Below are 21,508 nucleotides of genomic sequence, written 5' to 3'. Positions count from 1 at the left end.
TCAGGACTCTGCTTCGTTGTGCAGATCAATGGCAACATTTTCTACCGCCGCACGCTTGCCTTTGCTGGCATCGTTACGCAACTGTGACAGACGATCAAAGTAGGCTTCGTTGATATCGCCGGTCACATATTCGCCGGTAAAGACCGAACAATCGAATGAACGGGCTTCGGTTTTACTGCCTTCCAGACAGGCGCTGATCAGATCATCAAGATCCTGATACACCAGCCAGTCGGCGCCGATTTCTTTGGCAATTTCATCGGTGCTGCGGCCATGGGCAATAAATTCTTCTTTCGCCGGCATGTCGATACCGTAAACGTTCGGGTAACGCACAGCAGGTGCCGCCGAGGCGAAGTACACTTTATTAGCACCGGCTTCACGTGCCATTTCAATAATCTGTTCGCAGGTGGTACCGCGCACAATAGAATCATCAACCAGCAGAACGTTTTTACCGCGGAATTCCAGATCCAGCGCGTTCAGTTTTTGTTTAACCGATTTTTTACGCTGCTGCTGACCCGGCATAATAAAGGTGCGGCCGATGTAACGGTTTTTCATAAAACCTTCACGGTATTTCACGCCCAGTTTATTCGCCAGTTCCAGTGCCGAAGAACGACTGGTATCCGGAATTGGAATAACCACATCGATATCATGCTCGGGATACTCGCGCATGATTTTTTCCGCCAGTTTTTCACCCATACGCAAGCGCGCTTTATACACGGCAATACCATCGATGATGGAGTCCGGACGGGCAAAATAAACGTGTTCAAAAATACAGGGCGTCAGCGAAGTATTTTCTGCACATTGCTGGGTAAACAGCTCGCCTTCTTCGGTAATAACAATGGCTTCACCCGGAGCAATATCGCGCTCGAGTTTAAAGCCCAGCGCATCCAGTGCTACCGATTCAGAAGCCACCATGTATTCCGGCCCCTGAGCGGTATCGCGGCGACCAAAGATCGCCGGGCGGATACCATTCGGATCACGGAAAGCCACAATGCCGTAACCGCTGATCATGGCGACGACAGCATAGCCACCACGGATACGACGATGAACATTTTTCACCGCTTTGAAAATCACTTCCGGCGATGGCTGCAGTTGCTTCTGTTCCTGCAGTTCATGGGCAAAAATATTAAGCAATACTTCCGAGTCGGAGGTGGTGTTGATATGCCGCAGATCTTCGCGATAAATATCATCCGCCAGCTGTTCGGTATTGGTCAGGTTGCCGTTATGCGCCAGAGTAATACCGTACGGTGAGTTCACATAAAACGGCTGAGCTTCCGCTGAGCTTGAGCTGCCGGCGGTCGGGTAACGCACATGGCCGATCCCCATATTACCGGTCAGACGCTGCATATGACGGGTGCGGAACACGTCGCTGACCAGACCGTTATCCTTACGCAGAAACAGCTTATTTTCAAAGCTGGTAACAATACCGGCAGCGTCCTGGCCGCGATGCTGCAATACCGTCAGGGCATCATAGATGGCCTGATTAACATGGGTTTTGGCAACGATCCCCACAATTCCGCACATGCGCGTATAACCTCAGCAGAAACTAAAAAACTAATTGGTAAGAGACATCACCTGATCGGCGGCGCCCGGCAGCGTTTTACGTGCCCAGTCAGCCAGCGTGGTCAGATGAGGGATAAAGGTTGATTCCTGCCACCAGGCATCCTGGGGCACTAACGTAAACTGCAGGCCGTAGACAATGGCAACCAGTACCACCAGGCCACGGATCAGGCCGAAGACCATGCCGAACACCCGGTCAGTACCGCCCAGACCGGTCATACGCACCATTTCGACCAACAGGTGATTTACCATGGCGCCGATGGTGACCGTACCGGCAAATAAAATAACAAAGGCAAGGATCCAGCGTACCGAGTTGGTTTCCACCACTCCATCCAACAGAGTCGCGAGGTTGCCGCTGAACAGACGGGCAATGATAAACGCTGCTATCCAGCTGGCCAGAGACAGAGCTTCTTTGACGAAGCCACGTTTCAGACTGATCAGACTCGATACCGCCAGTACGGCCAGTATCACCCAATCAATTACCGCCATTGATCGCCCCGGAGCTGGAAATTGGAAAGCGCGCAGTATACCAAAGCGGCCCGCTTAGGAAAGCAGTACTTGGCCTGAGGCAGCGAAGTTACATGCTTTCCGGCTTCGCCGGCCAGAGATAAAACCGGCCGGAAGAATGGCCGGCTCAGGATTCGGCACGGTAACGTTTGATATGAATATCCTGCTGCTTCAGCTCTTTGCGCAGCTGCTTCTGCAAAGTCTCAATCTGGCTGCGCTGCAGCTCCGGCCCGACGTAAACCCGGGTCAGCTTATCGCCGGTAAATTCCTGGGTATACGCCTTGTAACCTTTGGCACGCAGCTGATCACGCAGAGCAAAGGCATTTTTCTGATCGGAGAAAGCTCCCAGCTGCAGCGTCCAGGCATAGGGCAACTGGTTGCTGTCGAGCTCGGTACGATCACTTTGCCCACGCGGAGGGGCCGGGTCGTTCTGTTCAACCACGTCCGTGTCCGGCACTGCAATCTGCGCGGCGGCTTCGCCAGAAGCCAGCTGCTCCAGCTCAATACGGACCCGGCGTTCATCTTCAACACGGGACCATTCCGGCATATCCGGCATCGGTGGAATATCGCTCTGCAAGGCCAGCTGGCTGCGCGAACCATCCAGTACAATCGGCAAAGCAATGGCCACCGCGATCACCGTAACAAAGGCACCGAGAATGCGTTTTTTCAGATGTTGTTCCATTGCCCCTTCCCTTCTGCCTCCTGTTGCTGCATCCACTCCAGCGCGGCCTCTACCGTATAAAAAGAGCCACACACCAGCCAGTGACCACTGGCCGGCAGCGCATCCAGAGCCGCAGCGACCGATTCAAAACAGTAAGCTGCCTTAGCCGTTAATGCCTGCGCACGTTCCAGCAACTGTTCCGAACTCAGCGCCCGGGGCCCTTCGAGTCCGGCCAGATACCAGTGTTCACTGGCCGGCAACGCCTGAATCACTTCATTAACCGGCTTATCGCCCAACATCCCCAGCACAATGCCATCCACCTGTTGCAACTGAGCGCCGATATAGGCCGCGGCCTGCTCGTTATGCGCGACATCCAGTGTCAGCTGCAGACGCTGCTCCGCCTTCTCGCGCACATAATGCTGCAAACGACCGGCAACCTGTAACGAGCCAACCACACGGGCCACGACAGTTTGCTCCGGAAGTCGCCCCAGCACCGCCAAAGCCTGCACCGCAGTCGCTACATTATGATAAGGAATATGCGCCCCCGGCAGCTGCCAGGAATGCAACTCACCATTCTGCACAAAACGCAGCTCTAATCCTTGCTCAGAGCGCCCGATAAAGAAATCTTCATCACGGCACAGCCACTGTGCACCAATAGCATCCGCGGTTTCTTTCGCCGTTGCAGGCGGCTGTGGCTGACCACACACCAGCGTTTGCCCAGGCCGGGCAATTGAGACTTTTTCGTAAGCAATCTGCTCCAGCGTATCGCCCAGCCACGCCTGATGATCAAGACCAACACTGGTTACCACGGAAATATCCGGGTCAACAATATTGACCGCATCCAGACGCCCGCCCAGACCGATTTCCAGCACACAGGCATCCACATGCTGTTGCTGAAACCACTTGAGCGCAGCCAGGGTACCAAACTCAAAATACGTCAGACTGGTATCACCACGCTCCGCCTCAACCGCACGGAAACTGGCACAGAGCTCATGATCAGAGGCTTCCACACCATTCAGCACGACCCGCTCGTTATAACGGCGGATATGCGGCGATGAATAAACCCCGACATTCAGCCCCTGCTCGCGCAGCAAAGCGGCCAGCAATGCCGAGGTTGTGCCCTTACCATTGGTGCCGCCAACCAAAATCACCAGCGGCGCCGGGCGCAGACAGCCAAGCCGCTCGCCCACCGCCTTCACCCGCGCAAGGCCCAGATCGATCTCGCTCGGGTGCATGGATTCCAGTCGCTGCAACCACTGCTCAAGGCCGGCGGTCTGAACATCAAAGCTCATGCGTTCAGGCATCCAGCGCTGTGCGCATAGTGCCAACCAGAGCAGATACCGCATCCTGCGCCGCTTTGGCGTTATCCGCGTTAGCCGCAATCAGGTTAACGATGGCAGAACCCACAATCACCCCATCACACACCTTACTGACGGCCGCTGCGGTTTCGCCGGTATTGATACCGAAACCCACGCCAACCGGAATAGAAACATGCTTGCGGATACGCTCCAGATTGCGTGCAACGTCATCGACATCCAGCGCTTTGGAACCGGTTACGCCTTTCAGCGATACGTAATAGACATAGCCGCTGCCGGCATGGCCGATACGCTCAATACGCTCGTCTTTGGTGGTCGGCGCGATCAGGTAGATCATGTCGAGATCGCGGGATTTGAAAAATCCTTCAACATCCACCGCTTCTTCCGGTGGCAGATCAACCATCAACACACCATCAACACCGGCTTCCACCGCAGCGGCGGCAAAGGTTTCGTAGCCCATGCGCTCAACCGGATTCAGATAGCCCATCAGCACGATGGGCGTGCTGCTGTTGGTTGTACGGAACTCCGCCACCATCGCCAGTACATCGTGCAGCGAGGTGTTGTGCGCCAGCGCACGTTCACAGGCCAGCTGAATGGTCGGGCCATCCGCCATCGGATCGGAAAACGGCACGCCCAGCTCAATGATATCGGCACCGGCGTTAACCAGTGCGTGCATCATAGGTACGGTCGCGTCTTTCTGTGGGTCGCCAGCAGTAATGTAGGGAATCAGCGCTTTTTTACCCTGAGCTTCCAGGCTGGCAAATGCATTTTTAATACGGGACATCTCAGTCTCCTGAATTCTGCTTAACCTCAGCGGACATCTCCGCTGAGCGATAAAATTGTTTTATGGCGTACGCCCTGCGCACCGGAGCGTTGCGAGCGCAGGAAAGACAAGGCAAAAATCACGGAGGGAGCGCAGTTTATAAGTCATAAATGAGCATCCCGAAGTGATTTTTAACGCCGTATTTCCAAGCACAGCAGCTCCGAACGGCTTAAGCGGTGACACCATCCAAAGTGGCAATGGTATGAATATCTTTATCACCACGACCGGAGAGGTTCACAACAATCACCTGATCCGGCTTCATAGTTGCCGCCAGCTTCATCGCATAAGCCACCGCATGGGAAGACTCCAGTGCCGGCATAATGCCTTCCAGCTGGGTCAGCTTATGGAAGGCATCCAGCGCCTCATCATCGGTTGCCGCTACATACTGGGCGCGACCGACATCTTTCAACCAGCTGTGCTCAGGACCCACGCCCGGATAATCCAGACCTGCGGAAATGGAATGCGTACCCATAATCTGGCCATTCTCATCTTCCATCAGATAAGTACGGTTACCATGCAGTACACCCGGACGGCCTTTGCTCAGCGGCGCAGCGTGATCGTCGCCGTCCAGCCCCAGACCGCCGGCTTCAACACCGTACATAGCCACTTCGGGATGTTTGATGTAAGGGTGGAACAGACCGATCGCATTAGAACCACCGCCAACGCAGGCAACCAGCGCATCCGGCTGGCGGCCGAACTGCTCAACACTCTGACGCTGTACTTCGCGGCCGATCACACTCTGGAAATCACGCACCAGCATCGGGTACGGGTGCGGACCCGCCGCGGTACCGATGATGTAGAAAGTATCATCGACGTTGGTTACCCAGTGGCGCATGGCTTCGTTCATGGCGTCTTTCAGGGTTTTGGTGCCGGATTCAACCGCTTCCACTTCAGCGCCTAAAAGCTTCATGCGGTATACATTCAGCTTCTGCCGCTCAACGTCGGTCGAGCCCATAAATACTTTACATTCAAGGCCAAAACGCGCCGCTACAGTCGCGGACGCCACACCGTGCTGACCGGCACCGGTCTCAGCGATGATTTTCTTTTTACCCATGAATTTGGCCAGCAGCGCCTGACCAATGGTGTTGTTGATCTTGTGCGCACCGGTGTGGTTCAGGTCTTCACGCTTCAGATAAATCTGCGCACCACCACAATGGGCGGTCAGTCGCTCGGCCAGATACAGCGGCGACGGACGGCCGACATAATGGGCCAGGTCTTTATCGAAAGCGGCCTGAAAATCGGCATCGTCACGCAGTTTTTTGTAGGTTGTTTCCAGCTCATCAAGCGCAGCGCTCAGGGTTTCAGAAACAAAGCGGCCGCCATGAATACCAAAATGGCCACGCGCATCGGGCAGGTCGAGATCAAAAGGATTGTTGGTCGACACAGTACACCTCATTAACAAATGCTGTCATTTTGCCGTGATCTTTCACACCCTTGGCCGCTTCAACCCCACCACTGACATCCACTGCAAAGGGAGCCACCTGGCGGATCGCAAGGCCTACGTTTTCGGGGGTCAGACCACCGGCAAGAATAATTGGTTTGGTTTGCTGATCAGGTACCAGCGCCCAATCGAAGGTTTCGCCGGTACCGCCGGGAACACCCGGCTTATAGCTGTCTAGCAGAATTGCCAGTGCGCCTGGGAAGCGCAGGCACGCCTCCACCACATCCGACGCTTGCCGGACACGGAGGGCTTTGATGTAGGGACGATTGAATTGACTGCAGAAGTCATGTTCTTCATCACCGTGGAATTGAAGTAGGTCGATTCTAACGCTATCCAGAACCTTTTGCACCTCAGCAGCATCCGGATTCACAAATAACGCCGTCACAGTAACAAAAGCCGGAACCGCTGCCACCACCGCCTGCGCCATGGCGATATCCACCGCGCGCGGGCTGGGCGCATAAAAAACCAGACCAATGGCGTCAGCCCCTGCTGCAACAGCGGCAGCGGCATCTTCGGCACGGGTCAGACCACAGATTTTAATTCGGGTGCGGCGATAGGAGGCAGACATAACGACTTCCGGACGATAAAGCCGGCATGATAGCAAGGCAGGCGCTGACATTCACCACGCCAGCATTGCCCAGAAAGAGGATCAGGTGCGATTCAGACCAGACTCAGAACCGGCTCAAGCAGAACCGGACCATAAGGCTTACAGGGAATATCAAACTGTTCCGGATAATCCACACCGACAAAGTACAGCCCTTCTCCGGGAGCGGTCACACCGGCCTGCTTGCGGTCGCGGGTAGCCAGCACTTCAGCCATCCACTCCACCGGCTTATGCCCCTCCCCGATTGGCAGCAGGACACCAACAATATTGCGCACCATATGATAAAGGAACGCACTGGACTCCAGCTCCAGCATGATGATATTACCCCAGCGCTTCACCTGAATATGATGCATGGTTTTGACCGGTGATTTCGCCTGACAATCTTTGGCACGGAAGGCCGAGAAGTCGTGCTCACCAATCAATGCCTGCGCCGCTTCGTGCATACGTTCCGCATCCAGCGGGTAACGCCACCAGGTCAGCTGATCGTGCTGCAGCGCCTGCTTGGTCGGAGAATTATTAATCAGGTAGCGATAACGGCGGGCGCGGGCTTTGAAACGTGCGTGAAATTCTCCATCAATCGGAGACACCCACTGCAATGCAACACCGTCCGGCAGATTGGTGTTAACCCCCATCAGCCAGCTGTATTCCGTACGCACTGCATGACTGTCGAAATGAATCACCTGACGGGTTGCATGCACACCGGCATCGGTGCGCCCCGCACAGACAATCTCAATCGGGTGGTTAGCAACTTTCGAAATGGCCGCTTCAAGAGCGGCCTGAATGGTGGGTTCGTTGTGGTGTTTTTGCTTCTGCCAACCGTGGAAACGGGCACCGTTATATTCCACGATGGCAGCGTAACGCTGCACACCGGAGGTAAAACCAGACATTAAAAGACTCTATCAGGCCAGATTATCCATCAGACTGCGGGCATCCGCCTTCTGCTGATCCGAGCCTTCCTGAACCACTTCCTGCAGCAGCTCACGGGCACCATCAAAGTCTTCCATGTCGATATAAGCGCGGGCCAGATCCAGCTTGGTTGCACACTCATCGGTGCCAGCCAGGAAGTCGAATTCATCATCCGCAGCCGCCAGCTCATCCAGATCGATGTCACCATCGACACTGATATCGAGATTATCCGGGATACTTGGATCAACACGTTCGTCCTGCGCATCCAGCTGATCATCCACAACCGGGACATCATCAGCATCAAATCCGTCCAACTCAGAATCCAGCTCAGCCAGATCAGCAGAGAAATCCATCGCTTCTTCAGGCTCTGCGGTTTCGGCCGCCAGAGCATTCAGCTCGTCATCGGAGTCGCAGGTATCGAACGAGAAATCATCCTCATCAGCTTCCGCGACTGGCGCAGCTGTCATCTCACCCAGCTCCTGCTCCAGAGCTTTCAGATCATCATCACCATCAGCCTGGGCAAAGCCGGTATTCTCTTCCATATCGAAGGAAAGATCGGACAACTCACCAGAACCTGCAGCATCACCATCCAGCAGGCTTTCCAGATCGGAAAGGTCTGAATCAGCAGCCACCGGAGCAGAATCATCACTGTCAAAATCAAGAGCAAAATCGTCTTCAGCACTGTCTTGCGCAACCGCCGCAGGTTCTGCAGCATCATCTGCCGACAACGAGCCAAGATCGAACTCTAACGAGTCACCCTCATTATCTGCAGCAACAGAAGCCACTTCAGGTTCATCTGCAGCAGGTGTTTCTGCATCGAAATCACCAAGATCGAACTCAAGACTATCGTCCGCGGCAGCAGGCTCAGCAGCGATATCGAAATCGTCCTCGCCTTCAGCTGACTCCGCTTCCAGTTCAGACACGGATTCGTCCAGGTCAAATTCGAGCCCATCATCCAGATCCAGCGTAGGAACTTCTTCCAGACCTGATTCAGCTTCGCCAAGATCCAGGACCGCATCGGCATTGTCTTCCGGCATATTCTCGGAAAGATCCAGTGCATCACCAAAATCAAGGGCATCAGCGAAGTCATCACCCATAGAATCATCCAGGGCCGGAATATCATCATCCAAAGACAAACCTGAATCAGCAGCCGCACCTGCAGCCAGCGCGCTGACAGCAGCAGCCGGTGCAATTGGCGAAGACAGACGATTGCGCAGCTGTTCAGCCTGCTGAGATGCCGCACGGTCGCCCAACTGGTTCAGGCCAGCTTCAGCAACAGCAAAAGCTTCCGCCTCATCCATTTCGACATAGACTTCCAGCAATTTCAGACGCAGGTCAGAACGGCTTGGTTCTTTTTCGATAGCATCAGACAGCAGATCAACCGCCTGCTCAAACTTGCCGTAGGCAATATAGATATCGGATTCGCTGATGACATCTTCAGTCTGAGCAACCGTTTCAAAATGATCGTCGTGGTGCTGGGCATCATCCAGATCATCACCCAGATCGATATCTGCGTGGTCTGCATCCAGATCAACATCCCCGGCAGCCAGTTCATCATCATCGAAATCGAAATCGTCGAGGCTTGATGGATCAGCATCCACATCGGCAAACGCCAGCTCTTCATCAGTAAATTCTTCTTCCTGCTTCGCAGCCTTACGCTGTTTCAGAGTACGGGCAATCAGCAGACCAAGCATAACCAGCACACCAAAACCGGCCAGCGGATACTGCAGATTATTAAGCATCTGATCCAGTAAGGTTGGCTGCGGACGCTGTTGTTCTTCCTGCTGTGCCAGCATGGCAGCAATACGTTCACGGCGAGCTTTCTCTTCTGCAGCTTTCGCAGCCACATCGGCTTCAGATACAGCCTCAGCTCCATCTGCCACAGCAGCGTCGGCAGGCTGGGAATAGTTGAAATCAACAGACTCACCGGCAGGCGCCGCTTCCGGCTCTGCAGCCGGAGCCGTTTCCGCCACTTCAGCAACCGGCTCAGCTACAACGGTTTCCGCCTGCTCTGCTCCGCCGACCTGCATGGTTGCCAGTTGATCGTCTTTCAGTGAAATCAGACGCTGCAGGGTATTGATCTGCTCTTCCAGAGACTCCAGGCGCTCACGCAATTCCTGATTCTCACGGCGGCTTTTATCAACATTTTCCAGCGCAATGGCGAGATCATTTTCCAGTGCCTGCTGACGGCCACTGCCCGCGCCCTGACCAGCGTCACCACTGGCTCCAGCCGATTCAGCATTGTCACTCTGAGCCGACAACAGGCGGACTTCGCCACCGTCTTTTGCTGTTGCTGCTGCCACTGCAGTACCCGCGCGACCTGTCGCATCAATCTGCGCAGCACCGGTATTCAGTGCACGATTCTGACGATCGACTTCAGCAACGGCCTGACCGAAAGACACACGTTTGATAGATTCTGCATCCGGAATACGCAACACCTGATGCGTTTTCAGGCGGTTAATATTACCAGCGATAAAAGCATTCGGATTTTCATTCTGAATCGCCACCATCATCTGCTGCGGCGTTACGCCACTGGCAGGACGGGTTTCAAGAGCAATCTGCCATAAGGTGTCGTTTGGCTGAACTTTATACGTGCCAGGAGCGGCAGGTTCACTTTCCCAGCGATTCACTGCGACTGGCTGTGCCGGAGCAGCAATCGTTGTGGTTTCAGCAGGAGCACTGACCACAGAACTCTGACCTGCTGGAGTTGTTACCAGCGGCTGAATAGATTCTTCCTGGAAGGTTGGTGGATCCAGCAACAGGGTGTACTCGCGCAGTACACGACCCGATGGCCAGTTCAGCTCAACCAGAAAGTTAAGAAAAGGTTCGTTAACCGGCTCACGTGAGGTCAATACCACACGGTCACCTTCAACTTTGAATGTGATTTTGGTCAGGAAATATAAACGGTCAACGCCTGCGCGTTCAAAGTCACTGGCTGATGCCAGAGCCGGTTTAATTTCCCATTGCGATAAGCCATCGGTTTCAACCAGCTCGATTTCTGCCTGCAGAGGCTGATTCAGTGCCGACTTGAGAGTCAGTTCTCCCAAACCCAACGCCAGTAGCTGAGATGAGGCCGTCAATCCTCCGACCAGCATTAAGGTGTTCGCAAGTAGGCGCTTCATTGGTGCTTCCTTGTTGTCATACGGCGATTATTCGCCCCGTATAGTATCGAAAAACAATTTCGTCGAGATATTCCTGACCCAGCTTACTTATAGATTCCGTTCATAAGCGGCATAAGTATCAAATATAAAACGGGATTACGCAATCTTTTGGCCTCTGGCACCAAAACAAATACGATAGGAAAGAACGAGTTAGGTCACACTTTAGAGAAAATAAATGAAAAAACGGGGCCAGAGCCCCGTTTTTAATCAGCCAAATCAGGCACTCTTCAACAGAATGCGCAACATTCTGCGAAGTGGCTCAGCCGCGCCCCACAGCAACTGATCACCCACGGTAAAGGCTGAAATATATTCAGGCCCCATGGTCAGCTTGCGGATACGACCAACCGGAATACTCAGCGTACCGGTCACTTTAGCTGGCGTAAGTTCCTGCATACTGGCTTCACGCTCGTTCGGAATAACCTTCACCCACTCATTATGAGCCGCCAGAATCTGTTCGATTTCAGCAACCGGCAAATCCTGCTTGAGTTTGATGGTAATCGCCTGGCTGTGGCAACGCATCGCACCCACACGAACGCATAAACCATCAACCGGAACAGGCGCAGCGGTTGTGCCCATAATTTTGTTGGCTTCAACCTGCGCCTTCCATTCTTCACGGCTCTGACCGGACTCCAGCTGTGAATCGATGTACGGAATCAGACTGCCCGCCAGCGGCGCACCGAACTGCGCTTTCGGATATTCATCACTGCGGATAAATTCAGCAACCTGCTGATCAATTTCCAGAATGGCCGAAGCCGGGTTATCCAGTTTATCTTTCACATTAGCGTGAATAGCGCCCATCTGACTGATCAGCTCGCGCATATTCTGCGCACCGGCACCCGAGGCTGCCTGATAGGTCTGCGGAGCAACCCACTCCACCAGCCCTTTTTCAAACAGACCGCCCAACGCCAGCAGCATCAGGCTGACGGTACAGTTACCGCCAACATAGGTTTTGATGCCGGTTTTGATGCCGTTTTCAATCACATTCAGATTGACCGGATCAAGTACGATAATGGCGTCATCCGCCATGCGCAGCGAAGAGGCTGCATCAATCCAGTAACCATCCCAGCCCGCAGCACGCAGTTTCGGATAAACTTCCTTGGTGTAATCACCACCCTGACAGGTAATGATCACGTCAAGAGTTTTTAACGTATCAACATCGAATGCGTCTTCCAGCAGACCGCAATCTTTTCCGCCAAATTGCGGCGCGGCCTGCCCTTTTTGCGAGGTGGTAAAAAACACCGGCTGAATCAGGTCAAAGTCACCTTCTTCCTGCATACGTTGCATCAGCACGGAACCCACCATGCCGCGCCAGCCTACCAAACCTACTTTTTGCAAAGCCATTTTTAAACCTCTTGCAGGGCAGCTACCACTGCCTCACCCATTTCTTTGGTACTTACTTTGGTCATGCCTGCGGAGAAAATATCACCGGTACGCAGACCTTTATCGAGTACTTTACTCACTGCCAGTTCAATAGCATCGGCCGCTTCAGCCTGATTCAGAGAATAACGCAGCATCATCGCCGCGGACAGAATCGTCGCCAGCGGGTTAGCGATTCCCTGGCCAGCAATATCCGGAGCAGAACCATGACAAGGCTCATACATACCCTTGTTGTTCTTATCCAGAGACGCCGAAGGCAACATGCCGATCGAACCCGTCAGCATCGCTGCCGCATCCGACAGAATATCACCAAACATGTTGCCGGTGACCATCACATCGAACTGTTTTGGTGCACGCACCAGCTGCATGGCTGCGTTATCAACGTACATATGTGACAGCTCGACATCCGGATAGTCTTTTGCCACTTCGTTCATAACTTCGCGCCACAGCACGGTTACTTCCAGCACGTTGGCTTTATCGACAGAGCACAGTTTTTTACCGCGTTTCTGCGCCGATTCAAACGCGACCTTAGCGATACGGCGGATTTCCGATTCGTTGTACACGTAGGTGTTGTAACCTTCGCGCTCACCGTTTTCCAGCGTGCGGATACCGCGTGGTTTACCGAAGTAAATACCACCGGTCAGTTCACGCACGATCAGAATATCCAGACCGGAAACCACTTCAGGCTTCAGCGATGAAGCATCCGCCAGCTGCGGATACAGAATCGCCGGACGCAGGTTACCGAACAGTTCCAGCCCCGAACGCAGGCCCAGCAGGCCTTTTTCCGGACGCAGCTCACGGTCTTCAAGGTTATCCCACTTAGGACCACCCACCGCCCCCAACAGAATCGCATCTGCGGCGCGGGCTTTATCCATGGTCACATCCGGCAGCGGCGTACCGAACTCATCATAAGCGGCACCGCCCACCAGCGCGTGTTCCATATTCAGGCCCAGATCAAAACGCTGATTAACAACATCCAGCACCTTAACCGCTTCAGCAACAATTTCAGGACCAATGCCGTCGCCCGGCAGAATCAGAATATTTTTAGACATGTCATTTTCCAGAATCAGAAGCCGGGCACTTGCGCACCCGGCAGATAATCAATTTCAGTTTCAGGCACCAAACAGCCAGGGAGCCTGTTGACGACGGTTCTGCTCATAGGCACGGATGTCATCCGCATCCTGCAGCGTCAGGCCAATATCATCCAGACCATTGAGCAGACAGTGTTTACGGAAGGCATCCACCTCGAACGGAATCTCTTCGCCATCCGGGGTAATCACTTTCTGCTGCGCCAGATCGATGGTCAGCTCGTAACCTTCATTCACCGCGACAGCTTTGAATAAACGGTCGACCGTTGCGTCATCAAGTACGATCGGCAACAGGCCATTTTTAAAGCTGTTATTGAAGAAAATATCGGCATAGCTCGGTGCAATAATCGCACGGAAACCGAAGTCTTCCAGCGCCCAGGGAGCGTGTTCACGACTGGAGCCACAACCAAAGTTTTCCCGTGCCAGCAGCACAGACGCACCCTGATAACGCGGCTGATTAAGCACGAAATCCGGATTCAGCGGACGACCGGAGTTATCCGCATCCGGCTGACCTTCGTCCAGATAGCGCAGCTCATCAAACAGATTCGGGCCAAAGCCGCTGCGTTTAATCGACTTCAGAAACTGCTTGGGAATGATCATATCGGTATCGATATTGGCACGATCCATCGGGGCAGCAATACCCTTATGTACGGTAAATGGTTTCATCTTTGCTCCCCTTATAACTCACGCACATCAACAAAGTGACCGGCAATCGCGGCCGCCGCGGCCATCGCCGGACTCACCAGATGAGTACGGCCACCATAGCCCTGACGACCTTCGAAGTTACGGTTCGAAGTAGACGCACAATGCTCACCGTTGCCCAGCTTGTCGGCGTTCATTGCCAGACACATGGAACAACCCGGCTCACGCCATTCGAAACCGGCTTCGATAAAGACTTTATCCAGACCTTCGGCTTCAGCCTGTGCCTTCACCAGACCAGATCCCGGAACCACCAGCGCCTGCTTCACACTGCCAGCCACTTTACGGCCTTTGGCCACATCGGCGGCGGCACGCAGATCTTCGATACGGGAGTTGGTGCAGGAACCGATAAAGACCCGGTCGAGTTTAATATCGGTGATTTTCTGACCCGGTGTCAGACCCATATACTGATACGCACGCTCAAAACCGGAGCGTTGAACCTCATCTGCAGCATCGTCCAGAGTCGGCACAGTACCGTCGATGGTGGTGACCATTTCCGGCGATGTACCCCAGGTAACCTGTGGCTTGATATCTTCCGCACGGATTTCGACCACCTTGTCGAATACCGCGTCATCATCGGATACCAGATCTTTCCAGGCGGCCAGTGCCATCTCCCACTGCTCGCCTTTCGGCGCGTAAGGGCGGCCTTTTACGTATTCAGCGGTAATGTCATCAAAGCCAACCATGCCGACACGGGCACCGGCTTCAATGGCCATGTTACACATGGTCATACGGGCTTCCATACTCAGCGAGCGGATGGCAGAACCACCGAACTCCATCGCCGTGCCATTACCACCAGCAGTACCGATCACACCAATGATGTGCAGCACAACGTCTTTACCGGTGATACCGGCACCCAGTTCACCGTCGACGCGGATCAACAGGTTTTTCATTTTGCGCTGAATCAGACACTGGGTCGCCAGCACGTGCTCAACTTCAGAGGTACCAATACCGTGCGCCAGTGCGGCAAAAGCACCGTGAGTCGCGGTATGGGAATCACCACAGACAACGGTCATACCCGGCAGCGTCGCACCCTGCTCTGGCCCAACCACGTGCACGATGCCCTGACGTTTGTCAGCCATTTTGAATTCGGTGATGCCGAACTCATCGCAGTTTTCGTCCAGTGTTTTCACCTGAATACGGGAGACCGGGTCCTGAATACCGGCAATGCCGGATTCACGCTCAGCCGAGGTAGTCGGTACGTTGTGATCAGGAGTCGCCAGGTTGGCGTCCAGGCGCCATGGCTTACGCCCGGCAATACGCAGGCCCTCAAACGCCTGTGGCGAGGTTACTTCGTGCAGCAACTGACGGTCGATATAGATTAACGCGGTGCCGTCATCACGTTCTTTAACAACGTGCTGCTCCCACAATTTGTCATACAGGGTTTTCCCAGCCATCGGGATGTCCTCTCTCATCAGGGATGTTTTTGGTATTGCCTAAGGATACGCCTTCTGTTAAACAACTCAAATTCATATTATTTCTAGTTTGAATTCCAATTAGGAATTCGAACAGAGCCTACTGCGGACAAAATTTATGGATACCCAGGCACTCAAAGCCTTTCTTGCCGTTGCAGAACAACGTTCGTTCTCGCTCGCCGCCGAACAACTGCACCTGACCCAGTCAGCGGTCAGCAAACGTATCCAGCTACTGGAGCAGCAACTGGGTAACGCTCTGTTTGACCGCCATAACCGCACCATCAGCCTGACCGAAGCCGGTCATGCGCTGCAGCCCAAAGCCCGGCAGATTCTCGACCTGGTGGCCGACACCGAGCTGCGGCTGATGAATCTGGGCGGCGAAGTCAGTGGCGTCTTATCCCTGGCGACCAGCCATCATATCGGCCTGCACCGCTTACCACCGGTACTACGGGAATTTGTCAGCCGCTATCCGTCCGCCCAGTTAAACCTGAGTTTTATGGGCTCGGAACGGGCCTACCAGGCGGTCAACCTGCGTCAGGTCGAGCTGGCCCTGACCACACTGGAAGCCAACAATGATCAGGTTCCGGAGGGTATTGAAGCCCTGCCGCTGTGGCAGGATGACATGGTATGTGTGTGTGCTCCCGGCCACCCGCTGGCAGCCATTGCACAGCTCAGCCTGCAGGATCTGGCACAGGCACCAGCAATTTTACCGGAGCCGGATACCATTACCTTCCAGCTGCTTGAGCGGGTGTTCCGTCAGGCCGGGCTTAATCTGCATGCACCCATGCCAACCAACTATCTGGAGACCATTAAAATGATGGTTTCTGTCGGCATGGGCTGGAGTCTGCTGCCGCACAGCATGCTCGACGAACAACTGGTACGGCTGCCCTGGCCTTCTGCACCTATCCGGCGCCAGCTTGGACTGATCCATCTGCGTCACCGCACCCTCAGTAACGCTGCCCGGGCTTTCATAGACATATTGTCACCTCCGGCAAATGACGAGCTGCAAACACAACACAATATGACCCAAAACAAGGCCGGTGTAAGCGCAAAGCGCTAGTGTTAGGGTATTCCTGTGCCGGACACATTATTTTAAGGAGAAAGTCATGCTGGATATCAATCACATCCTGGTCGTATTGGACAGCGAGCACCCGGAGCAAATTGCGCTTGATCGTGCGCTGTGGCTGGCACGGTCTCTGGAAGCGGACCTGACCCTGCTGACCAGTACTTACGAAGCTTACTGTGAAGATCATTCATCCCTTGATCAGGAAACCCGTACCCGGGTGAAGCAGGCCCTGCTGGATAAATCGGAAAAGTGGATCAACAGCTTCCTGCCTGAAGCTGAAAACAGCATTTCAATCAGTACCGAGGTGCACTGGCAAAAGCATCTGCACGATGCCGTCATCGAGTCCATGCGCCATAAAGATTTCGATCTGGTGATTAAAGGTACACAGCCGCACAACCTGCTTGACCGGATATTCACCCACACCGACTGGAATCTGCTACGCCACTGCCCCGCACCGGTGATGCTGGTAAAATCCGCCAAACCCTGGGCACAGAACCGCGTTCTGGCGTCCGTTGATGCGACCTCCGGCGATACCGGACACCAGATCATCAACGATAATATTCTGTCTTTTGCCGAGCACCTGTCCGATCATTTTGATACCGACCTGCACCTCGCCAACTCATACCCGCTGGTTGCAGTAGCCTTTGCCATGGTGCCCGAAGTTACCGCGCCGGATGACATCCAGAAGTACATTACTGAACAACACGAAGAAGCCTGTACTGCACTGGCGCGCAAATACAATATTCAGCCCGACCATGTGCATATTGGTGAAGGTGATGCTGACAGCGTGATCGCTGGTATTGCCAAAGACATCGATGCCGACGTCGTGGTCGTTGGCACAGTGGGGCGCGAAGGCATTGCCGGTGTATTAATCGGCAACACCGCTGAATTACTGGTCGATAAAGTAGCCTGTGATGTAATTGTCATAAAACCATCCGATGGTGTTAAGCCAGACGCAGACTAAGGACGTGACTATGACCGCTGATCTGATCAGGGAAGAAATATTAACGGCGACCGCCAACCATCCGCACATGCGCCGCTTATTTGAGCGGTCGCTGCTGCGCCCGGCACTGCCAACAGCGGTAGTACACCCGGTCACAGAGGACTCATTAAAAGGCGCCCTCGCGGCTCACCGCCTGGGCATGATGCAGGCCATTCTCGTCGGCCCGGAGCATAAAATCCGTGAGTGCGCAGCCCAGAATGATATCGACCTGTCTGATATTGATATCCGCGACACCGAACACAGCCATGAAGCTGCAGAAGTAGCCGTCAGCCTGGTGCGCAGCGGAGAAGTCCGCGCATTAATGAAGGGCAGCCTGTCGACCGACGAATTACTGGGTGCGGTATTACACAAAACCACGGGGATTCGCAGTGAGCGCCGTATCAGCCATGTGTATTATCTGGATGTGCCGTCTTACCCCAAAGCACTGTTTATCAGCGATGCGGCTATTAATATTCATCCGGACTTGCGGGCGAAAAAAGACATCGTCTGCAATGCCATTCAGATGGCTCAGGCAATGGGCATCAGCCTGCCTAAGGTTGCGATTTTAAGTGCCGTCGAAAAAATCAATCCGGATATCCCCAGCACACTGGATGCTGCGGCACTGTGTAAAATGGCCGACCGCAAACAAATTGTCGGCGGGTTATTAGACGGGCCCCTGGCCTTTGACAATGCCATCAACCTTGAGGCTGCCAACAGCAAGGGCATTGACTCACCCGTTGCTGGCGATGCCGATATTTTAATTGCACCAGACCTGGAGTCCGGCAACATTCTGGCCAAGCAATTAATTTATTTAGGCAATGCTCAGGCAGCCGGAATATTAATGGGAGCACGTGTGCCTATTATGCTGACCAGCCGTGCAGAGAAAATGGCCGGCCGCCTTTTATCCTGTGCGCTGGCACAGGCAGCCGCCCTGCCATTGGTATAGCGCTATCGCTATACTGCCGGGCAACTCAACAGGTTTTATACGATGAAAACACTTTTGATTGTTGCCCACACACCATCCCCCAATACTGAGCGATTATTGCAGGCCTGCAAGACCGGCTTTAAATCAGCAGAAACTGAGAACAGCCAGTTAATCATAAGAACAGCTTTTAAAGCCAACGCGCCCGACACTCTGCAGGCCGACGCTGTTCTTCTGATAACGCCGGAAAATCTCGGCTATATGAGCGGCGCATTAAAGGATTATTTTGATCGTATTTATTATCCTTGTCTGGAAAAAACACAGGGGACACCCTGCGCAGCCATTATCCGCGCGGGGCATGATGGCACAGGAACAAAACGCGCACTGGAAAGTATCACTACCGGCCTGCGCTGGCGCTGGGTCCAGGAGCCACTGATTTTACGCGGTGACTGGCAGGAAGACTTTTTACAACAGTGTGAGGAGTTATGCGCCGCCATAGCCGCCGGGCTCGACAGCGGAATAATCTGAGGAGTTATTAGCGCAAAGCAAAAGCCTGAGGTTCTTCGCTGTAGTTATCCATAAAAGCGATAAAGTCACTGGCAGCCATCGGCTTGGAAATATAGAAACCCTGCAAGGTATCGCAATGCTGTTCCAGCAGAATCTGCCACTGACTGGCCGTCTCCACCCCTTCCGCAACGACCTCCAGATGTAATCGTTTACCCATTGCGATGACCGCACTGGTCAATGCACGATCATGCAGATCGGTGGCAATCTGATCGACAAAAGAGCGGTCTATTTTAATTTCCGTGACCGGTAACTTATGGATATAGGACAGCGACGAATAACCAGTACCGAAATCATCAACCGACACACCGACACCCAGCGCACGCAACTGTGAAACCTGCTGAGCTGCCCGCTCAAAATCATTAAGGACGGCGGTTTCGGTTATTTCCAGCACTAATTGCTGTGGCGCCAGATCATAGCGCCGGATTAATTCAGTCACCTCAGTAATCATCGCAGGGTCAAGCAAGTGCTCCGGAGATAAATTAATGGATATGCGCAATGGCCGGGAAAACTGCTGGGAAATCTGATGAATAAACGCACAGGCTTCTGCCATTACAAAGCGATCTATCTGGCGTACCGCCCCGATAGCTTCCGCGACAGGGATAAATTCAGCCGGACTGACATTGCCCAGAGATTTATTCTTCCAGCGTACCAGAGCCTCAGCACCGATTAATGCTCCGGTGCGGCAATCAACCTGAGGCTGGTAGTGCACCTGCATTTCGTTGCGCTGCCAGCAACCATCCAGCTGACGTTCCAGTTCTTTGCTGCGCCGGCTTAACGCAGCAATATCGTCAGAATAATGAACAATACAGTTACGCCCATCACCTTTCGCCTGATATAAAGCGGCATTGGCTTTACCCAGCAGATCATTAGGATCGATAGCATCCCGGGGGAAATTGGCCACGCCGATACTGGCAGAAACCGAAATAACCCGGTTATGAATTTCGAATTCCTCTTCCAGCGCGGCCTTGATCGCCTGCGTCAGAACATCCCGGCCACGGAAGCTCAGTTCATTACGGAATACGACCAAAAATTCATCGCCCCCCTGCCGTGCCAACCAGTCCCCCGGAGACAAAATACTCTGCAAACGCTGAGGAACCAGTTTTAACAATGCATCGCCGATGGCATGACCATGCTGATCATTAATGCGATTAAAATAATCGAGATCGATAATTAACAGAGAAAACGCGACTTCCGGATCGTCGAGCATGCTTTCTTTCATCAGATGAAGCAGACGCGCACGGTTCAATAACCCGGTCAGCGGATCATGATGAGCCTGAAACAGAAGATTATGCTGATAAAGTTGCTGCTGACGAAGCACAATGCGGTGCACGCCAATACTGCCTAACAGCAAAGCAAGAAAAGCGAGCAGCGCAGGCTCAATACGGTCACGCCAGGCTTGCCAGAGCGAAGACTGCGGCCGCACCACAAGATTAAAAAGGTCATCCCCGATACGGGAATAATGGACACGATAGGTCAGACGACTGCGATCCTGCTTCCAGTCATGAACCAGCCAGCCTTCATCAGACTTCGAGTCTGTGATCTGCTGCATAAGCTCCTGCATGAATGCACGCCCGGCATGACTGTCATAAGCATTAAAGACCGGCACCGCATAACGCGGCACACCATCAGAACTGACGATAACAACCGATGTATCCGTTCCCAGATCGACTCCATCCCAACGAGCCAACCGGTCTTGCAGGCGAACAAGCCCTGTCAGTACGGCTAAAACCTCGCCGTGATAACTGTCGCGAACAGCATAAAACAGCGGCAACATCCATTCGCGACTGCTGTTTTGCCAGACTGGCGGGCCGGTAACAACATCTTCGGAATCCAGCGCTTTACGGAATAAACGGGAAGACTGCTGTTGCAGATTGGGCAGAGTTACAGGATTGGCGTGAGATTCGCGCGGCGTTGTGTACAGAACCATTTGACCATCACTGCGGGCCAAACCAAGACTGACGACACCAGGCATAAAAAAAGCGACTTTTTCCAGCGTATCGCGCCCGGCATCAGGTTGCTGCAGCGCATTCAGAGCCAGCAACTCCTGCCCCAGAAGATTAAAGGATTCACGTCGGGCGATCATAACGGAGCGTGCATTCTGCAGAGCAACACGATTAATGTGCGCAATTTCGTTGTCAAACACACTGCGGCTGACAAACCAGCTCTGCACGGCAAAAGTCAGCAGCAGCAACGTCAGAACAAAAATTGCCAGGGGTAAAACCCAGCCAGAGGCGCGGAAATTTAAGATATTCAGCAAAAGCTAACCCCACCCCTCAAGAACAATGATTTATTAAACAGACGATTCCCAGATAACCACAAAGGTTAGCAGGTGAAGTTACAACTCGACACATGCAAATGGTAACAATTGGCAACAGTTATAGATTCCTCTGTAGCCGGCAGATAAAAACCAGGAACG

The 21,508-nt window shown here is 53.6% G+C and carries 18 protein-coding genes; 4 read left to right on the top strand and 14 right to left on the bottom strand.

The window, feature by feature from the left end:
* The 13 genes from purF to leuC form a co-directional block, all read right to left on the bottom strand.
* Positions 1 to 1,521: an amidophosphoribosyltransferase gene (gene purF, locus HUF18_RS09350; RefSeq protein ID WP_145468874.1), complete on the bottom strand. Its 1,521-nt coding sequence runs from the start codon at positions 1,519 to 1,521 to the stop codon at positions 1 to 3.
* A 30-nt stretch (positions 1,522 to 1,551) separates the two neighbouring features.
* Positions 1,552 to 2,046: a CvpA family protein gene (locus HUF18_RS09345; RefSeq protein ID WP_225691998.1), complete on the bottom strand. Its 495-nt coding sequence runs from the start codon at positions 2,044 to 2,046 to the stop codon at positions 1,552 to 1,554.
* A 145-nt stretch (positions 2,047 to 2,191) separates the two neighbouring features.
* Positions 2,192 to 2,746, bottom strand: coding sequence for an SPOR domain-containing protein (locus HUF18_RS09340; protein WP_225691997.1), 555 nt, complete (start codon positions 2,744 to 2,746; stop codon positions 2,192 to 2,194).
* Positions 2,731 to 4,017 (bottom strand): bifunctional folylpolyglutamate synthase/dihydrofolate synthase, encoded by a 1,287-nt coding sequence (locus HUF18_RS09335; protein ID WP_225691996.1) that lies wholly within the window; start codon positions 4,015 to 4,017, stop codon positions 2,731 to 2,733. The genes HUF18_RS09340 and HUF18_RS09335 overlap by 16 nt, the downstream gene beginning before the upstream one ends.
* Positions 4,018 to 4,021: 4 nt before the next feature.
* Positions 4,022 to 4,825 carry a tryptophan synthase subunit alpha gene (trpA, locus tag HUF18_RS09330; RefSeq protein ID WP_225691995.1) on the bottom strand — a complete coding sequence of 268 codons (804 nt, stop codon included), beginning with the start codon at positions 4,823 to 4,825 and terminating at the stop codon, positions 4,022 to 4,024.
* Between the two features lie 208 nt (positions 4,826 to 5,033).
* Positions 5,034 to 6,260: a tryptophan synthase subunit beta gene (gene trpB / locus HUF18_RS09325; protein ID WP_145468879.1), complete on the bottom strand. Its 1,227-nt coding sequence runs from the start codon at positions 6,258 to 6,260 to the stop codon at positions 5,034 to 5,036.
* Positions 6,226 to 6,873: a phosphoribosylanthranilate isomerase gene (locus HUF18_RS09320; RefSeq protein ID WP_225691994.1), complete on the bottom strand. Its 648-nt coding sequence runs from the start codon at positions 6,871 to 6,873 to the stop codon at positions 6,226 to 6,228. Before HUF18_RS09320 ends, trpB begins: the two co-directional genes overlap by 35 nt.
* Before the next feature lie 92 nt (positions 6,874 to 6,965).
* Positions 6,966 to 7,796 (bottom strand): tRNA pseudouridine(38-40) synthase TruA, encoded by an 831-nt coding sequence (truA, locus tag HUF18_RS09315; RefSeq protein ID WP_225691993.1) that lies wholly within the window; start codon positions 7,794 to 7,796, stop codon positions 6,966 to 6,968.
* A gap of 12 nt (positions 7,797 to 7,808) precedes the next feature.
* Complete coding sequence (locus tag HUF18_RS09310) at positions 7,809 to 10,937, bottom strand: FimV/HubP family polar landmark protein (RefSeq protein WP_225691992.1); 3,129 nt, start codon at positions 10,935 to 10,937, stop codon at positions 7,809 to 7,811.
* Positions 10,938 to 11,192: 255 nt separating this feature from the next.
* Positions 11,193 to 12,317 carry an aspartate-semialdehyde dehydrogenase gene (asd, locus tag HUF18_RS09305; protein WP_225691991.1) on the bottom strand — a complete coding sequence of 375 codons (1,125 nt, stop codon included), beginning with the start codon at positions 12,315 to 12,317 and terminating at the stop codon, positions 11,193 to 11,195.
* A 2-nt stretch (positions 12,318 to 12,319) separates the two neighbouring features.
* Positions 12,320 to 13,405, bottom strand: a complete 1,086-nt coding sequence (leuB, locus tag HUF18_RS09300) for a 3-isopropylmalate dehydrogenase (protein WP_145468884.1) — start codon at positions 13,403 to 13,405, stop codon at positions 12,320 to 12,322.
* Between the two features lie 60 nt (positions 13,406 to 13,465).
* Positions 13,466 to 14,107, bottom strand: a complete 642-nt coding sequence (gene leuD, locus HUF18_RS09295; RefSeq protein WP_225691990.1) for a 3-isopropylmalate dehydratase small subunit — start codon at positions 14,105 to 14,107, stop codon at positions 13,466 to 13,468.
* A gap of 11 nt (positions 14,108 to 14,118) precedes the next feature.
* Complete coding sequence (gene leuC, locus HUF18_RS09290) at positions 14,119 to 15,537, bottom strand: 3-isopropylmalate dehydratase large subunit (RefSeq protein ID WP_225691989.1); 1,419 nt, start codon at positions 15,535 to 15,537, stop codon at positions 14,119 to 14,121.
* A 136-nt stretch (positions 15,538 to 15,673) separates the two neighbouring features.
* Between leuC and HUF18_RS09285 the strand changes: the two genes are divergently transcribed.
* From HUF18_RS09285 to HUF18_RS09270, 4 genes are read left to right on the top strand one after another with little or no spacing between them, the layout of a single operon-like run.
* On the top strand, positions 15,674 to 16,615 hold the full coding sequence (locus HUF18_RS09285) for a LysR family transcriptional regulator (protein ID WP_225691988.1): 942 nt from the start codon (positions 15,674 to 15,676) through the stop codon (positions 16,613 to 16,615).
* Positions 16,616 to 16,661: 46 nt separating this feature from the next.
* Complete coding sequence (uspE, locus tag HUF18_RS09280; protein WP_225691987.1) at positions 16,662 to 17,585, top strand: universal stress protein UspE; 924 nt, start codon at positions 16,662 to 16,664, stop codon at positions 17,583 to 17,585.
* A 10-nt stretch (positions 17,586 to 17,595) separates the two neighbouring features.
* Complete coding sequence (locus HUF18_RS09275) at positions 17,596 to 18,549, top strand: bifunctional enoyl-CoA hydratase/phosphate acetyltransferase (RefSeq protein ID WP_145468889.1); 954 nt, start codon at positions 17,596 to 17,598, stop codon at positions 18,547 to 18,549.
* Between the two features lie 42 nt (positions 18,550 to 18,591).
* Positions 18,592 to 19,053, top strand: coding sequence for a flavodoxin family protein (locus HUF18_RS09270; protein WP_145468890.1), 462 nt, complete (start codon positions 18,592 to 18,594; stop codon positions 19,051 to 19,053).
* A gap of 7 nt (positions 19,054 to 19,060) precedes the next feature.
* Here HUF18_RS09270 and HUF18_RS09265 read toward each other — a convergent pair whose 3' ends face one another.
* Positions 19,061 to 21,349, bottom strand: a complete 2,289-nt coding sequence (locus tag HUF18_RS09265) for a bifunctional diguanylate cyclase/phosphodiesterase (protein ID WP_225691986.1) — start codon at positions 21,347 to 21,349, stop codon at positions 19,061 to 19,063.
* Positions 21,350 to 21,508: the final 159 nt, after the last annotated feature.

The sequence above is a fragment of the Thalassolituus sp. ST750PaO-4 genome (assembly GCF_020320405.1).
Lineage (GTDB): Bacteria > Pseudomonadota > Gammaproteobacteria > Pseudomonadales > Oceanobacteraceae > Venatoribacter > Venatoribacter alkanivorans.
The sequence above is the reverse complement of the archived record's forward strand: the minus strand, read 5'-3'. Positions and strand labels throughout refer to the sequence as shown.